The following is a 14,437-nucleotide window of genomic DNA, read 5'->3' as shown; positions in this document are numbered from 1 at the left end:
GACGGCCCGGGTACCTGTGAGAATCGGTGCCATGGAACGCAGCAGCGCCAGGTCCGGCGGCAGCACGCGCCGGGAGGCGACCCGGCAGAAGCTCTACGAGGCGGCCGTCACGCTCATCGCCGAGCAGGGCTTCTCCGCGACCACCGTGGACGAGATCGCCGAGCGGGCGGGGGTCGCCAAGGGCACCGTCTACTACAACTTCGCGAGCAAGTCGGTCCTCTTCGAGGAGCTGCTGCGGCACGGGGTCAGCCTGCTCACCGCCTCCCTGAAGGAGGCCGCGGAACAGACCGCGCACGAGGGCGGCAGCAGGGTGGACGCGCTGGACGCGATGGTCCGCGCCGGCCTGGTCTTCATCGACCGCTACCCGGCCTTCACCCAGCTGTACGTGGCCGAGCTGTGGCGCACCAACCGGGCCTGGCAGTCCACGCTGATGGTGGTGCGCCAGGAGGCCGTCGCCGTGGTCGAGGGCGTGCTGCGCGAGGGCGTGGCGGGCGGCGAGTTCAGCGAGGAGATCGACGTCCAGCTGACGTCGGCGGCCCTGGTCGGCATGGTCCTGGTGGCCGCGCTCGACTGGAAGTCCTTCCAGCCGCAGCGCTCCCTGGACGATGTGCACGCGGCCCTGTCCCGGCTGCTCCAGGGCCGGGTCAGCGGCCGGGTCTGAGCCACCGGGCGACCGGGGCAGAGCCATCGGGCGGCCGGACACCGCCGAACGGCACACGGAAGGCGCCGGTCCGCGTCAGGACCGGCGCCTTCGCGCTCCCCCGTACCTCTCCCCCGTGACCCCCCGTAACCCCCGTACTCCCCCTGGGTCGTGGCCAGGCGGCGGGCACCGTTCCGCCGCCCCGTGCCGGCGGTACCGGGCCGCGCCCCCTTGCCGGGCTCCACTCTTCCGTGCCGGCCCCTTCCGGCCCATCCGTGCGCCTACTCATCCGGTGAACTAGGTACGGATACTCAGGCCTGCGTGTACATGCCCAGGACGGGCGCCCCGGACCTCGCTACGATCGCCTGCGTGTCCGTACTCCCTCTCGTCTTCACCAGTGGCTGGGCCAGCGGCATCAACGCCTACGCGGTGGTGCTCCTGCTCGGCCTGTTCGGCGTGACCGGGGTGAGCGACGACGTCCCGCAGGCCCTCCAGCGGCCCGAGGTGCTGATCATCGCGGGCGTGCTGTTCCTGTGCGAGGCGGCCGCCGACAAGGTGCCCTACGTCGACTCGGTATGGGACTCCGTGCACACCGTGATCCGGCCCGCCGCGGGCGCCTGGGTGGGCGCGCTGCTCGCCGGGCACAGCGGCTCGTACTCGGAGGTGGCGGCCGCGCTGATCGGCGGTTCGACGGCGCTGGCCAGCCACTCGGTCAAGGCCGGGACGCGGATGGCGGTCAACGCCTCGCCGGAGCCGTTCAGCAACATCGCGCTGAGCATCGGCGAGGATCTGGGCGTCGGCGCGCTGGTCTCCTTCGCGATGTTCCATCCGCGGGCGGCGGCGGTCATCGCGGCGGTGCTGCTGGTCGCGGGGCTCGCCGCGCTGTTCTTCCTGGTCTCCCGCATCCGCCGCTTCCTGCGCCGCCGCGCCCAGCGCCGCGAGGAGCGCCGGCTGGCCTCACGGGTGCCCTGAGCCGCGTGGAGGCCGCCCCGGGATCGCGTTGTCGGTGGTGGTCGCTAGAGTCACGGACATGGCACGGATCGCGGTGATGGGCGCCGGTATGGGCGCGATGGCGGCCGCCGCCCGGCTGGCCGTCGCGGGCCACCGGGTGGTGGTGTACGAGCGCACGGACACCTACGGCGGCGGGGTGCGCCGCTTCGAGCGGGACGGGTTCGGCTTCGACACCGGCCCGGGGCTGCTGACCCTGCCCGCCGTCTACCGCGACCTGTTCGTCAAGACCGGCAAGGAGCCGCTGGAGGACCGCGTCGAGCTGGTCCAGGTCGACCCCTCCGCGCGGCACCTCTTCGCGGACGGCACCGAGGCGGCCCTGCCGAACGCCTCGCGCGCGGGCGTCGTCGCGGCGCTGGACGAAGCGCTGGGCGGCGGCGCGGGCGCCCGCTGGGGCGACTTCCTGGTGCGGGCCCGCGAGGCCTGGGACCGCACCCGCCGGCCGCTGCTGGAGGAGCCCCTGTGGCCCGACTGGCAGGTGCTGACCGGCAAGGAGCCGTATCCGGCGGTCCCGCACAAGCGGCTGCTGCGCACCCGGCGGGCGGGCACCCTGGCCGAGATCGGCGCCTGGGAGCTGCGCGACCCCCGGCTGACGGCGCTGCTCGCCGGGTATGCCCTGGCCTACGGCGTCGACCCGGCCACCGCCCCGGCGAGCGCGGCCGTGCTGCCGTACATGGAGCACGCCTTCGGCACCTGGTATGTGCGCGGCGGGATCCGGGAGTTGGCGCGTGCGGTGTACGAGCGGTGCCTGGCCCGGCGGGTGGAGTTCGTCTTCGGCGCCGAGATCACCCGGGTGCTGTTCGAGGACGGCCGGGCGGCCGGGGTCGAGCTGGCCGACGGGACCGTGGCCGAGGCGGACTTCGTGGTCGGGGCGGAGCCCTGGCGGCTGGGCGGCCTGGTGGAGGGGACGCCGTACGGACCGGGGGCGGTCGCGCCGGAGCCCGAGGACCGGTTCCCGGGGCGGATGGTGGTCTGCCTGGCCCTGCGCGGCGCCCGCGAGCCCGGTGCCGCGCATCGCACGGTGGTGCACTCGGCCGACACCGAGGGCGAGCTGGAGCTGTTCCGGCACGGCACCCCGCCGGGCCTGCCGACGGTCCGCGTCGACCGGCCGGACGACCCCGCGCTGCGCCCCGACGACACGCACGAGTCGATGGTGCTGACGGCGACGGTCCCGGCGGCGACGCGGTACGACTGGGGCGCGCCGGGTGTCGCCGACGCGTTCGCCGAGCGCATGATCACCGCCGCCGAGCGCGCGGTGCCCGAGCTGCGGGAGCGGATCCTGTGGCGCGAGGTGCGCACCCCGCTGGACACCGCGCGGGAGACGGGCGCCACCGGGGGCGCGGTCCCGCCGCCCGCGCTGGCCGCCCCCCGGGGCGTGCTGCACCCGGCCAACGCCACGGGGACACCGGGCCTGTTCGCCGTCGGCGGCTGGTCCCACCCGGGCGGCGGGCTGCCGCACGCGGGCATGTCGGGCGCGCTGGTGTCCGGGCTGATCGTGGAGGGACCGGACTTTCGGGGCTCACAGTGACCCGCGCGTGAGCCGGGCCCCGAACGGGAGTTGAGCCGCACCCGGGGCCCGAACCGCGCCCCGGCCGCGCCCCGGTCGGTACCCCCCCCCCGCGTCTCAGTAGCGGTACTGCTGCTCGTCGTACCCGGCGCCCGGCTGCTGCCGGCCGTGGCCCTGGTAGGGGTACGGCTGCTCCTGCGGGAGTTCGCCGCCCTCGCCCTCGTCGGTGCGCTGCTGCGGCACCCACACCCCGCCGGCCGGGGTCTCCCCGTAACCGCCGGTGGCGTACGGGTCCTGGGCGTAACCCTGCTGGCCGTACTGCTGGGCGTAGCCGGGGTCGTAGCCGTCGGCGGCGTAGGGCCGGCTGCCGATGTAGGGGTCCGAGTAGTTGGCGTAGCCCTGCTGGGGGGCGCCCTCGTAGCCGTACCCCTGCTGCTGCCCGTAGCCGGAGTAGTCGTAGGACTGGCCCTGCTGCTGGGCGGCGTGGGTGGCGGTGTCGCCGTAGACGCCGTAGTTGCCGGTGTCCTCGGGCAGGGGCTGCGGCTCGTAGACGGAGGCGCCGTCGGCCGGGGGACGCGCGGGCGAGAAGACGTCGTCGCGGTCGTAGTCGTCGTACGCGTCCGGGACGGAGCCGTCCGGGGCGTACGGGTCCTGACCGGGGGCCGGTTCGTCGGCGGGGCCGGCCGGTGCGGGCGCGGGGGCCTGCGCCGCCCGGGCGTTGCGGTCGCCGCGGCCGCGGCGGCGCTTGCTGCCGCCGGACTCCGCGGCGCCGGCCTCGGGCCGCCGGACCGCCCAGCCGGCCGCGAAGCCGCGGCGGAAGGAGAGCGTGACGAGGGTCTGACCGACGGCGAAGGCGATCGCGCCCGCGCCGATCACGAGGACGGACGGCATCATGACGCCGACCACCACCCCGAGGAAGCCGGCGAAGGCGAGCAGCCGCCAGCGCAGCCGCGCCTTGTACTGCAGCAGCACCTCGCCGAGCAACCACAGCGCGACGCCGCCGAATGCGATGTAGAGGACCGTCCAGCCCATGTACGCCCCTCTCCCAGTGGCCGTTACGCAGTGTGTCTCAACACCACGCGGCAGGTCTAGGCCTGCGGGGGGTGGTGCAGGCCCAGGTTCTCGTAGATCTCCAGGGTCGCCGTGGAGCTGTTGAGCGTGATGAAGTGCAGTCCGGGCACGCCTTCGGACAGCAGTCGCGCGCAGAACTCCGTGGCGAAGTCGATACCGATGGAGCGTACCGCCGCCGGATCGTCCTTCGCCGCGAGGATCCGCTCTTTCAGGACGTCAGGGAACTGAGCGTTGCTGAGCTTGGGCAGCCGCTCCAGCATGCGCACGCTGGTGACCGGCAGGATCTCCGGGATGACCGGGATGTCGCAACCCGCCTCCACCACCCGGTCGCGCAGCCGCAGATAGGACTCGGGCTGGAAGAACATCTGGGTGATGGCGTAGTCGGCGCCCGCCCGGCACTTGTCCACGAAGTGGGCGACATCGGTGTCCCAGTCCGCGGAGCGCGGGTGCATCTCCGGGAAGGCGGCGACGCCCACGCAGAAGTCGCCCGACTCCTTGATGAGGCGCACCAGTTCGGCCGCGTAGGTCAGGCCCTTGGGGTGGGCCACCCACGCGCCCATGGGGTCGCCGGGCGGGTCGCCGCGCACGGCGAGCATGTTGCGGATCCCGGCGTCGGCGTACTGGCCGATGATGTTGCGCAGTTCGGCGACGGAGTGGTCGACCGCGGTGAGGTGGGCGACCGGGGTGAGCGTGGTGTCGGCGACGATCTGCTGGGTCTCCCTGACGGTGCCCGCGCGGGTCGAACCGCCGGCGCCGTAGGTGACGGAGACGAAGTCGGGGGCGACCGCCTCGACCCTGCGCAGCGCGGTCCACAGGCTCCGCTCGCCCTTGGGGGTCTTCGGCGCCGAGAACTCGAAGGAGTACGTGGTCTTGCCGCCGGCGAGCATGTCACGCACGGTGCGCGCGCGATCAGTCCTGGTGGATGCGGTTCCGAGGGCCATACCCGCAGGTTAGCCAGGGGACGGCGGTCCCCCAACCGAACTCCGGAAATTTGCCCGAATTGTCGGCTTGTCGTCCACCCCTTGGGACGCGTCCCTGGGACAAGGCTTTGGGACACGCCCCCCGAGCGGGCTCGTCAGGACCGCCGCAGCCGCCGGGCGAACTCGGCGGCGGCGGCGCCAGGGTCGTCCGCCTCGGTGAGCGCGCGCACCACGACCACCCGGCGGGCCCCGGCCTCCAGGACCTCGTCCAGGTTGCCGAGGTCGATGCCGCCGATGGCGAACCAGGGGCGCTCGGTGCCGAGCGCGGCCGTGTACCGGACCAGGTCGAGGCCCGGGGCGGGGCGGCCGGGCTTGGTGGGGGTGGGCCAGCAGGGCCCGGTGCAGAAGTAGTCCACGCCGTCCTGGACGGCGGCTGCGGCGGCCTCGTCCTCGGCGTGGGTGGAGCGGCCGATCAGCACGTCGTCGCCGAGGATCGCGCGGGCCGCGGGGACCGGCAGGTCGCCCTGGCCGAGGTGGAGCACATCGGCGCCGGCGGCGTGCGCGACATCGGCCCGGTCGTTGACCGCGAGGAGCCGGCCGTGCCGGGCGCAGGCCTCGGCGAGGACCTCCAGGCAGGCCAGTTCCTCGGCGGCCTCCATGCCCTTGTCGCGCAGCTGCACGATGTCGACACCGCCGGCCAGCACCGCGTCCAGGAACTCCGGCAGGTCGCCCTGACGCCTGCGGGCGTCCGTGCACAGGTACAGCCGGGCGTCGGCGAGTTCGGCGCGGGCGGAGTCGGACATGCGTGGGCCCCCGGGGGTCGGTGTGTGCTGGGCGGGCGGTGGCGTACGGCGCGCGGGGCGTCGTACGCCACCCCCTCAGGTGGTCGGGCTCAGACGGCGAGCGCCTGGGCGCGGCGCTTCACCTCCGTGCCGCGATTCTCGCTGAGGGCCTGCGCGGGGGTGCCGGGCAGGGTCGGGTCGGGGGTGAAGAGCCATTCGATCATCTCTTCGGCCGTGAAGCCGTCGTCCCGCAGGAGCGTCAGGGTCCCGGTGAGGCCCTTGACGATCTGGTCGCCGTCGATGAAGGCGGCGGGGACGTGCAGCGCGCGGTTCTCACCCCGGCGTACGGCGATGAGCTGGCCGTCCTTGACCAGCTGCCGCACACGCGTCACCTCGATGCCGAACTGTTCGGCGATGTCGGGGAGGGTGAGCCAGGCGGGGACGAGAGCGTCGATCTTCGTGTCAATCTCGGTCACGGGTACAGGGTAGGCGCTCGGCCGGGAGCGGCGCTCTGTGCCGGTGGCCGAGCGCGGCTCCGTCGTGGCCGGTCGCGCGGTTCCCCGCGCCTCTTCGGGGCGCTAATCCGTCGTGGCGTCCTTCAGAGGGCGAGCCGGGTCCGCCACCGCCTCCGGGTCCAGGACGCGGCCCGCCTCGATCAGCTTGCGGCCCTGGGCGAGATCGCGCGGCCGGCCCACGGCCAGCAGGGCGACCAGGCGGCCCGCGCGCAGCCAGCACACCGTCCAGGCGGGTCCCGCGGGGTCGCCGCGCCACACCAGCCGGTCGGCGGCGGCATGGTGGCCCGCGTACTGGACGAAGCGGCCGAACTGCTCGGACCAGAAGTACGGCACCGGGTCGTAGACGGCGGTGCTCTCGCCGAGGATGCCCGCGGCGACGGTGCGCGGGCCCTGGAGGGCGTTGTCCCAGTGGTGCACGAGGAGGCGTTCGCCGTAGCGGGCCGAGGGGAAGGAGGCGCAGTCGCCGACGGCGTACACATCGGGCGCGGAGGCGCGCAGCCGGGCGTCGGTGACGACCTCGCCCGACGCGCCCAGCTCGATGCCGGAGCCGGTCAGCCAGCCGGTGGCGGGGCGGGCGCCGATGCCGACGACGACCGCGCCCGCGGGCAGCCGGGTGCCGTCGGCGAGCACCACCGCGCCGTCCTCGACGCGCTCCACGCGCGCGCCGGTGCGCAGTTCGGCGCCGCTGTCGGCGTACCAGCCGGCCATGGGGGCGGCGACCTCGGCGGGCAGCACCCCGGCGAGCGGCCGGTCGGCGGCCTCGACGACGGTCACCGCGCAGCCGGCCTCGCGGGCGGCGGTGGCGAACTCGGCGCCGATCCAGCCGGCGCCGACGACCACGATGTCGTGCTGCCGCGCGAGCACCGGTCGCAGCCGTTCGGCGTCGTCCAGGGTGCGCAGCAGATGCACGCCGGGGACGCCCTCGGTGCCGGGCAGGTTGACCGGTTCGGCGCCGGTGGCGAGCACCAGGACGTCGTACGGCACCGGGCCCGCCTCGGTGTCCAGTTCATGGTCGGCGGGGCGGGCGCCGAGGACCTCGCAGCCGAGCCTGAGGCCGACGCCGAGCGCGTCGAAGTCGAGGTCGAAGGCGGAGCCCTCGGCCTTGCCGAGCAGGACGGCCTTGGACAGCGGCGGCCGGTCGTACGGCTGGTGCGGTTCGGCGCCGACGACGGTCACGTCGCCCGCGAAACCCCGTTCCCGCAGGGCCACCGCGGTCTGCACCCCGGCCATGCCCGCGCCGGCGACGACCACGCGCCGGACCCCTGCCGTGCCCTCCTGGGCTGTCTGCTCGCTCACCCGATCACCATAGACAGTCGGCGATCAACCGGTCAGGGGGCGTGCGCGACGACCTGTTCCACGACGCTGGTGCCGGAGCCGGGTCCCGACTCCCACTCCCAGGTCTCCCAGGTCTCCTCCAGGCGCACCCCGCCGTCGGGCAGTTCCACGACCGTGGACACGCAGTGGCCGCAGGCCGTGCTGCCGTCGGTGCGCAGCTGCACGTACCGGAAGTCCAGGCGGTCGCCCGCGCGGGTGCCGGCCAGATGGCCGCGGACGATGTCGCCGCCCCGGTACTCGGCCCAGATCGCGCCGTCCTGCTCGTGGTAGGCGAAGCGGGTCCGGGTGCCGACCTGACCTGCGGACCGGTCGGCGACGGGGGCGAGGACCAGACCGTCGAGCGACGGGGCCATGACCGAGGGCTCCCTTACGGGTGGGGAGGGGGGCGGGCTAGGGTGGCCACCGTACAAGCACTCGCGGGAGCCCGGACGCACCGGGCTGAGAGGGAGGCTGGCGGCCTCCGACCGTACGAACCTGATCCGGGTCATGCCGGCGAAGGGAGGGGCTGGACGCCCATGTCCACACGTACGCCCGAAACCCCGGGACGCCCCGACGTCCTGGTCGTCGGGGGCGGGATCATCGGCCTCGTCACGGCCTGGCGCGCGGCGCGCCGGGGGCTCGCGACGGCCCTGGTGGATCCGGCTCCGGGCGGCGGGGCCGCGCAGGTCGCGGCCGGGATGCTGGCCGCGGTCACCGAACTGCACTACGGCGAGGAGACGCTGCTCGCCCTCAATCTGGAGTCGGCGCGCCGCTACCCCGGCTTCGTGGCCGAACTGACCGAGGCGAGCGGCCGGGACCTCGGCTACCGGCGCTGCGGCACCCTCGCGGTCGCGCTGGACGCCGACGACCGCGCCCATCTGCGGGAACTGCACGCCCTCCAGCAGCGCTGCGGCCTGGAGGCGGAGTGGCTGTCGGGGCGCGAGTGCCGCCGACTGGAGCCGATGCTGGCGCCCGGGGTGCGCGGCGGGCTGCGGGTCGACGGCGACCACCAGATCGATCCGCGCCGGCTGGCCGCGGCCCTGGTGATCGCGTGCGAGCGGGCCGGGGTGGTGTTCCACCGGGTGTGGGCGCAGCGGCTGGACGTCGTACGGGAGAGGGCCGTCGGGGTCACCGCAGCGGACGGGACGGCGCTCAGCGCCGGGCAGGTGGTGCTCGCGGGCGGCAGCCTCAGCGGGCGGCTCGCGGGGGTGCCCCCGGAGCTGGTGCCGCCGGTGCGGCCGGTGAAGGGGCAGGTGCTGCGGCTGGCGGTGCCCGAGCGGTACGCGCCGTTCCTCAGCCGGACGGTGCGGGCCGTGGTCCGGGGCGGCCAGCTGTATCTGGTGCCCCGGGAGAACGGCGAGCTGGTCGTCGGCGCCACCAGCGAGGAGCTGGGCTGGGACACGACGGTCACCGCGGGCGGCGTGTACGAGCTGCTGCGCGACGCGCACGAGCTGGTGCCGGGCATCACCGAGCTGCCGCTCACCGAGACCAGGGCCGGGCTGCGGCCCGGGTCCCCCGACAACGCGCCGCTGCTCGGGCCCTCGGGGCTCGACGGGCTGCTGCTGGCGACCGGGCACCACCGCAACGGGGTGCTGCTCACGCCGGTCACCGGGGATGTGATGGGGCAGTTGCTGGCGGGAGGCCCGCTGCCCGAGGAAGCCCGTCCGTTCACGCCGGAGCGCTTCGGCGCGCCGCGCGTCCAGCAGCTGGAGCAGACCGTATGAGCGCCGTGTCGTCCACCATCACCGTCTCCGTCAACGGGCAGCGCCGAAAGATCGCGCCGGGTACCGCGCTCGACGCCGTCGTACGGTCCCTCGTGCGGGCCCCCGCCGGGGTGGCGGCCGCCGTCAACGAGACGGTCGTACCGCGGACGGAGTGGGCCGGGACCGCGCTCGCCGAGGGCGACCGGGTCGAGGTGCTCACCGCGGTGCAGGGAGGCTGAGCCATGACCGAGGATCGCCTGGTCATCGGGGGTACGGCTGTCGGGTCGCGGTTGATCATGGGTACCGGCGGGGCGCCCAGCCTCGATGTGCTGGAGCGGGCGCTGGTGGCCTCCGGGACGGAGCTGACGACGGTCGCGATGCGGCGGGTCGAGCCGTCCGTGCACGGCTCGGTGCTGTCCGTGCTGGAGAAGCTCGGCATCCGGGTGCTGCCGAACACGGCGGGCTGCTTCACCGCCGGGGAGGCCGTGCTCACGGCGCGGCTCGCGCGGGAGGCGCTCGGTACGTCGCTGGTGAAGCTGGAGGTCATCGCCGACGAGCGGACGCTGCTGCCGGATCCGGTGGAGCTGCTGGAGGCGGCGGAGACGCTGGTGGACGACGGGTTCACGGTGCTGCCGTACACCAACGACGATCCCGTGCTCGCGCGGAAGCTGGAGGACGTGGGGTGCGCGGCGGTGATGCCGCTGGGCTCGCCGATCGGGTCGGGGCTCGGGATCCGCAACCCGCACAACTTCCAGTTGATCGTGGAGCGGGCGGGGGTGCCGGTGATCCTGGACGCGGGGGCGGGGACGGCGTCGGATGTGGCGCTGGCGATGGAGCTGGGGTGTGCGGGGGTGATGCTGGCGTCGGCGGTGACGCGGGCGCGGGAGCCGGAGGTGATGGCGGCGGCGATGCGGCACGCGGTGACCGGGGGGAGACTGGCGCGGGTGGCGGGGCGGATACCTCGCCGGTACTGGGCGGAGGCGTCGTCTCCTGCGGAGGGTCTGGCCGTGCTCGATCCCGAGCGTCCCGCGTTCTGACCTACCCGCGCACCACCCGAAACCCTCGGCCGGAAGGCCGGACCTCCCTGTGGGACGCGATCACCGTCGGCGGCTCCCCGCCCGTGGCCCGGCCTCTCGACCCGTGGACCGGCGTCCGCCCCTCGGTCGGCCACCGCCTCCTCCTCCTCCCCCGGAATATGGCGTCCCCGCGTAAGAAGCGTCACAGGTCGGCTTCAGTGCCCTGGTGGGGAAGGCGGAGGGGAGGGGGAAGGGTGTGGGGGCTCGTAGACTCGGCGTGTGGACATGACCCTTCAGGACGCCCTCGTCGGGCACGTGCTCGACGGTCGGTATCGCGTGGACGCGCGGATCGCGGCCGGCGGGATGGCGACGGTGTACCGGGCGCTGGACACGCGCCTGGACCGGGTGCTCGCGCTGAAGGTGATGCATCCCGCGCTGGCGGCCGACGGCGTCTTCGTGGAGCGGTTCATCCGCGAGGCGAAGTCCGCGGCCCGGCTCGACCATCCGAACGTGGTGCAGGTCTTCGACCAGGGCACCGACGGCTCGTATGTGTACATGGCGATGGAGTACGTCGCCGGGTGCACCCTGCGCGACGTGCTGCGCGAGCGCGGCGCGCTGCGCCCGCGGGCCGCGCTGGACATCCTGGAGCCGGTGCTCGCCGCGCTCGGCGCCGCCCACCGGGCCGGTTTCGTGCACCGGGACATGAAGCCCGAGAACGTGCTGATAGGCGACGACGGACGGGTCAAGGTCGCCGACTTCGGCCTGGTCCGCTCCGTCGACACGGTGACCAGTACGACCGGCTCCGTGCTCGGCACCGTCGCCTACCTCGCCCCCGAGCAGATCGACCAGGGCACCGCCGACCCCCGCGTCGACGTGTACGCCTGCGGTGTCGTGCTCTACGAGATGCTGACCGGCGCCAAGCCGCACTCCGGGGACTCCCCCGCGCAGGTGCTCTACCGGCACATCAACGAGGACGTGCCGCCGCCCTCCGCGCTGGTGCCGGACCTGGCCCCGCGGCTGGACGAGCTGGTCGCCTCGGCCACCGCCCGCGACCCAGAGGTGCGCCCGTACGACGCGGTCGCGCTGCTCGCCGGGGCCCGCGAGGCCCGCGAGGCGCTGACCGAGGAACAGCTGGACGCCGTACCGCCGGGGGCCAGGACGGTGGAGCACGAGAACGCGGAGAACCGTACGAGCGTGATCCCGCGCGCTCTCACCGTGCCCCGGCCGCTCCCGGTCGACGGGGACGGCGACGGCGTCAGCCGCACCGCCCGCTTCCAGGCCGCGCCGGTCCCGCCCCCGCGCCGGTCCCGGCGGCTCATGCTGACGATCGCCGTCGCCGTGCTGCTGGTGCTCGGCGCCGGCACCGGGGTCTGGTACATCAACTCCGGCCAGTTCACCAAGGTCCCGCCGCTGCTGACGAAGTCCGAGGCGCAGGCCCGGGACCGGCTCCAGGACGCCGGGCTGCACGTCGGGAAGGTGAAGCGGGCCTACGACGACACCGTCGAGCGCGGCACCGTGATCAGCACCGACCCTGCGCCCGGGGCCCGGATCCGGGACCATGACGCGGTGGCGCTGACCGTCTCGCTCGGCCCGGAGACGGTCAAGGTCCCGGACCTGGCCGGTCTGCCGCTCGCGAAGGCCCGGCAGAAACTCACGGCGGCCGGTCTGGAGCCGGGCATGGTCACCCGGCAGTTCAGCGACGACATCGACGCGGGCGCCGTCATCTCCACGGCTCCCTCCTCCGGGACCGAGCGGCACGCGGGCTCGGCGATCGCGCTGACCGTCAGCAAGGGCAGCCCGATCGACGTGCCGGACGTCACCGGCGACGACCCGGCCGACGCGCGGCAGGAGCTGACGAGCGCCGGGCTCAAGGTGAAGATCGCGAGCGAGCAGGTCAACTCCGAGTACGACAAGGGCAAGGTGGCCCGGCAGAGCCCCGGCGACGGCGAGCAGGCCGCCGCGGGCGACACGGTGACGCTCACCCTGTCCAAGGGCCCGCAGCTGATCGAGGTCCCGGACGTGACCGGCGACAGCGTGGACGACGCCCACCAGGCACTGGAGGACGCCGGGTTCAAGGTCAGCGAGGACCGCGGGATCCTCGGCCTGTTCGGCGACACCGTGCAGAAGCAGTCCGTCGAGGGCGGGAAGACCGCCCCCAAGGGGTCCACGATCACGATCACCATCAGGTGAGGCCGTGCGGATGCGCGGACGACGAGGCCGGTGACCGGGTTCACCCCCGGCGCCGGTCCGGGCGCGCCCGCGGACATGACACCCTGGACAGGTGAGTTCCGTTTCCTCGTCCCTCCCCCGGTCCCTCCCGCGCAACCCCGTCGGCGGCCATGTCCCGGTGGCCGGCGGTCTGCACTCCGTGGGGCTGTCGTACGCCCAGGAGCTGGAGGCGGAGACCGTCCAGGTCTTCGTGGCCAACCCGCGCGGCTGGGCCACCCCCGCCGGGAACCCCAGGCAGGACGAGGCGTTCCGCGCGGCCTGCGCCGAGGGGTCGGTCCCGGCGTACGTGCACGCCCCCTACCTGATCAACTTCGGCTCGCACACCGAGGCCACCGTGGAGAAGTCGGTGGAGTCGCTGCGGCACTCGCTGCGGCGCGGCCGGGAGATCGGGGCGCTCGGCGTGGTGGTGCACACCGGCAGCGCGACCGGCGGCCGGGCCCGCGAGGTGGCCCTGAAGCAGGTGCGGGAGCACATGCTGCCGCTGCTGGACGAGCTGACCGAGGACGACGACCCGTTCCTGCTGCTGGAGTCCACCGCGGGCCAGGGCGCCTCGCTGTGCTCGCGCACCTGGGACTTCGGGCCGTACTTCGAGGCGCTGGACGCCCACCCCAAGCTGGGCGTGTGCCTGGACACCTGCCACATCTTCGCCGCCGGGCACGATCTGACCGGCCCGGCCGGCATGAACCAGACGCTCGACCTGCTGGTGGAGACCGTCGGCGAGGGGCGGCTGAAGCTGATCCACGCCAACGACTCCAAGGACGTGGTCGGCGCGCACAAGGACCGGCACGAGAACATCGGCTCCGGGCATATCGGCGAGGAGCCCTTCCGCGCCCTGATGAACCACCCGGCGACCGAGGGCGTCCCGCTGGTCATCGAGACCCCCGGCGGCAAGGAGGGCCACGCGGCGGACGTGGCCCGGCTCAAGCGCCTCAGGGACGGCTGACGCGAGCCCCCGGCCCGCGCGCCTTTGGGGCCACCGGCCCGCGAGATTCCGGGGCCTGCCCCCGAGGCTCGGGGGCCGCCGGCCGGACCGTCACAGCTCCGGTCCCTCCCCCGGCTCCTCCTGGTAGGAGTAGCGCTGTTCCTTCCAGGGATCGCCCACGTTGTGGTACCCGCGTTCCTCCCAGAACCCGCGCCGGTCGGCCGTCATGTACTCGATGCCCCGCACCCACTTGGGCCCCTTCCAGGCGTACAGATGGGGCACGATCAGGCGGGCCGGGAAGCCGTGCTCGGCGGTCAGCAGCTCGCCGTCCTTGTGGGTGGCGAAGAGGGCGCGGTCGGAGAGGAAGTCCGCGAGGCGCAGGTTGGAGCTGAAGCCGTACTCCGCCCAGACCATCACATGGGTGACGTCCGGGGCCGGCGGCGCCAGGTCCACGATCGCGGCGGCCGGGACCCCGCCCCACTCCGCGCCGAGCATGCTGAACCTGGTCACGCAGTGCAGATCGGCCACCACGGTGGCGTACGGCAGGGCCGTGAACTCCTCGTGGTTCCAGCAGTGCTTGTCGGCGTCGGCGGTGGCGCCGAAGACCCGGAAGTCCCAGCGCTCGGGCCGGAACTTGGGGACGGGTCCGTAGTGCGTGACCGGCCAGCCGCGCTGGAGTCGCTGCCCCGGCGGAAGCTCGGACCCTGCCACCGCTCCAGTCTCTCGCTCCACCGGATGACCCATGCAACCATCCTGACAGACCTCGGGCGGTGCCCCTGACCGCCCCTCCTCGAAACGGGCAAAAGCCAC

General features: G+C 74.1%; 15 protein-coding genes and 1 riboswitch. Of the genes, 8 read left to right on the top strand and 7 right to left on the bottom strand.

Annotated features, from left to right (window positions below):
- Positions 1 to 31 precede the first annotated feature (31 nt).
- The 3 genes from QHG49_RS25650 (at position 32) to QHG49_RS25640 (ending at position 3,176) form a co-directional block, all read left to right on the top strand.
- The gene (locus QHG49_RS25650) at positions 32 to 661 is read left to right on the top strand and encodes a TetR/AcrR family transcriptional regulator (protein WP_145484913.1); all 630 of its coding nucleotides are present in this window, start codon (positions 32 to 34) and stop codon (positions 659 to 661) included.
- Between the two features lie 348 nt (positions 662 to 1,009).
- Positions 1,010 to 1,612, top strand: a complete 603-nt coding sequence (locus tag QHG49_RS25645) for a DUF4126 domain-containing protein (RefSeq protein ID WP_145484914.1) — start codon at positions 1,010 to 1,012, stop codon at positions 1,610 to 1,612.
- 58 nt (positions 1,613 to 1,670) lie between these two features.
- Complete coding sequence (locus QHG49_RS25640; protein WP_159700651.1) at positions 1,671 to 3,176, top strand: NAD(P)/FAD-dependent oxidoreductase; 1,506 nt, start codon at positions 1,671 to 1,673, stop codon at positions 3,174 to 3,176.
- Positions 3,177 to 3,272: 96 nt separating this feature from the next.
- On the opposite strand, the gene QHG49_RS25635 is transcribed toward QHG49_RS25640, so the two are convergent.
- The 6 genes from QHG49_RS25635 to QHG49_RS25610 all read right to left on the bottom strand — a co-directional run bounded on the left by QHG49_RS25635 (position 3,273) and on the right by QHG49_RS25610 (position 8,131).
- A complete protein-coding gene (locus QHG49_RS25635) occupies positions 3,273 to 4,187 on the bottom strand; it encodes a hypothetical protein (protein WP_301491519.1) in 915 nt (304 codons plus the stop codon).
- Between the two features lie 56 nt (positions 4,188 to 4,243).
- On the bottom strand, positions 4,244 to 5,167 hold the full coding sequence (gene metF / locus QHG49_RS25630; RefSeq protein WP_301491518.1) for a methylenetetrahydrofolate reductase [NAD(P)H]: 924 nt from the start codon (positions 5,165 to 5,167) through the stop codon (positions 4,244 to 4,246).
- A gap of 134 nt (positions 5,168 to 5,301) precedes the next feature.
- The gene (gene thiE, locus QHG49_RS25625; RefSeq protein ID WP_301491517.1) at positions 5,302 to 5,949 is read right to left on the bottom strand and encodes a thiamine phosphate synthase; all 648 of its coding nucleotides are present in this window, start codon (positions 5,947 to 5,949) and stop codon (positions 5,302 to 5,304) included.
- 89 nt (positions 5,950 to 6,038) lie between these two features.
- Positions 6,039 to 6,404, bottom strand: coding sequence for an Rv2175c family DNA-binding protein (locus QHG49_RS25620; RefSeq protein WP_159700660.1), 366 nt, complete (start codon positions 6,402 to 6,404; stop codon positions 6,039 to 6,041).
- A 102-nt stretch (positions 6,405 to 6,506) separates the two neighbouring features.
- Positions 6,507 to 7,739: an NAD(P)/FAD-dependent oxidoreductase gene (locus QHG49_RS25615; protein WP_301491516.1), complete on the bottom strand. Its 1,233-nt coding sequence runs from the start codon at positions 7,737 to 7,739 to the stop codon at positions 6,507 to 6,509.
- A gap of 32 nt (positions 7,740 to 7,771) precedes the next feature.
- On the bottom strand, positions 7,772 to 8,131 hold the full coding sequence (locus QHG49_RS25610; protein ID WP_301491515.1) for a hypothetical protein: 360 nt from the start codon (positions 8,129 to 8,131) through the stop codon (positions 7,772 to 7,774).
- Between the two features lie 53 nt (positions 8,132 to 8,184).
- Positions 8,185 to 8,296, top strand: a riboswitch (TPP riboswitch).
- On the opposite strand from QHG49_RS25610, the gene thiO reads away from it, so the two are divergent.
- From thiO to QHG49_RS25585, 5 genes are all read left to right on the top strand, one after another.
- Positions 8,294 to 9,481 (top strand): glycine oxidase ThiO, encoded by a 1,188-nt coding sequence (thiO, locus tag QHG49_RS25605; RefSeq protein ID WP_301491514.1) that lies wholly within the window; start codon positions 8,294 to 8,296, stop codon positions 9,479 to 9,481. Its footprint overlaps the riboswitch before it by 3 nt.
- Complete coding sequence (thiS, locus tag QHG49_RS25600) at positions 9,478 to 9,699, top strand: sulfur carrier protein ThiS (RefSeq protein ID WP_145484922.1); 222 nt, start codon at positions 9,478 to 9,480, stop codon at positions 9,697 to 9,699. Before thiO ends, thiS begins: the two co-directional genes overlap by 4 nt.
- A gap of 3 nt (positions 9,700 to 9,702) precedes the next feature.
- Positions 9,703 to 10,497, top strand: a complete 795-nt coding sequence (locus tag QHG49_RS25595; RefSeq protein WP_145484923.1) for a thiazole synthase — start codon at positions 9,703 to 9,705, stop codon at positions 10,495 to 10,497.
- 258 nt (positions 10,498 to 10,755) lie between these two features.
- The gene (gene pknB / locus QHG49_RS25590) at positions 10,756 to 12,666 is read left to right on the top strand and encodes a Stk1 family PASTA domain-containing Ser/Thr kinase (RefSeq protein ID WP_301491513.1); all 1,911 of its coding nucleotides are present in this window, start codon (positions 10,756 to 10,758) and stop codon (positions 12,664 to 12,666) included.
- A gap of 91 nt (positions 12,667 to 12,757) precedes the next feature.
- On the top strand, positions 12,758 to 13,648 hold the full coding sequence (locus QHG49_RS25585) for a deoxyribonuclease IV (protein ID WP_301491512.1): 891 nt from the start codon (positions 12,758 to 12,760) through the stop codon (positions 13,646 to 13,648).
- Positions 13,649 to 13,738: 90 nt separating this feature from the next.
- On the opposite strand, the gene QHG49_RS25580 is transcribed toward QHG49_RS25585, so the two are convergent.
- A complete protein-coding gene (locus tag QHG49_RS25580) occupies positions 13,739 to 14,371 on the bottom strand; it encodes a sulfite oxidase-like oxidoreductase (protein WP_145484925.1) in 633 nt (210 codons plus the stop codon).
- Positions 14,372 to 14,437: the final 66 nt, after the last annotated feature.

This window comes from Streptomyces sp. WP-1, from assembly GCF_030450125.1.
GTDB lineage: Bacteria > Actinomycetota > Actinomycetes > Streptomycetales > Streptomycetaceae > Streptomyces > Streptomyces incarnatus.
Note: the sequence above shows the minus strand (reverse complement) of the source record. Positions and strands in the feature narration are given on the sequence as shown.

Bases quoted from the DNA above. Each gene is read 5' to 3' on its own strand.
- QHG49_RS25580 (WP_145484925.1), bottom strand. From the start codon at position 14,371: ATGGGTCATCCGGTGGAGCGAGAGACTGGAGCGGTGGCAGGGTCCGAG.
- metF (WP_301491518.1), bottom strand. From the start codon at position 5,167: ATGGCCCTCGGAACCGCATCCACCAGGACTGATCGCGCGCGCACCGTG.
- QHG49_RS25635 (WP_301491519.1), bottom strand. From the start codon at position 4,187: ATGGGCTGGACGGTCCTCTACATCGCATTCGGCGGCGTCGCGCTGTGG.
- QHG49_RS25650 (WP_145484913.1), top strand. From the start codon at position 32: ATGGAACGCAGCAGCGCCAGGTCCGGCGGCAGCACGCGCCGGGAGGCG.
- thiE (WP_301491517.1), bottom strand. From the start codon at position 5,949: ATGTCCGACTCCGCCCGCGCCGAACTCGCCGACGCCCGGCTGTACCTG.
- thiO (WP_301491514.1), top strand. From the start codon at position 8,294: ATGTCCACACGTACGCCCGAAACCCCGGGACGCCCCGACGTCCTGGTC.
- QHG49_RS25610 (WP_301491515.1), bottom strand. From the start codon at position 8,131: ATGGCCCCGTCGCTCGACGGTCTGGTCCTCGCCCCCGTCGCCGACCGG.
- QHG49_RS25640 (WP_159700651.1), top strand. From the start codon at position 1,671: ATGGCACGGATCGCGGTGATGGGCGCCGGTATGGGCGCGATGGCGGCC.
- thiS (WP_145484922.1), top strand. From the start codon at position 9,478: ATGAGCGCCGTGTCGTCCACCATCACCGTCTCCGTCAACGGGCAGCGC.
- QHG49_RS25595 (WP_145484923.1), top strand. From the start codon at position 9,703: ATGACCGAGGATCGCCTGGTCATCGGGGGTACGGCTGTCGGGTCGCGG.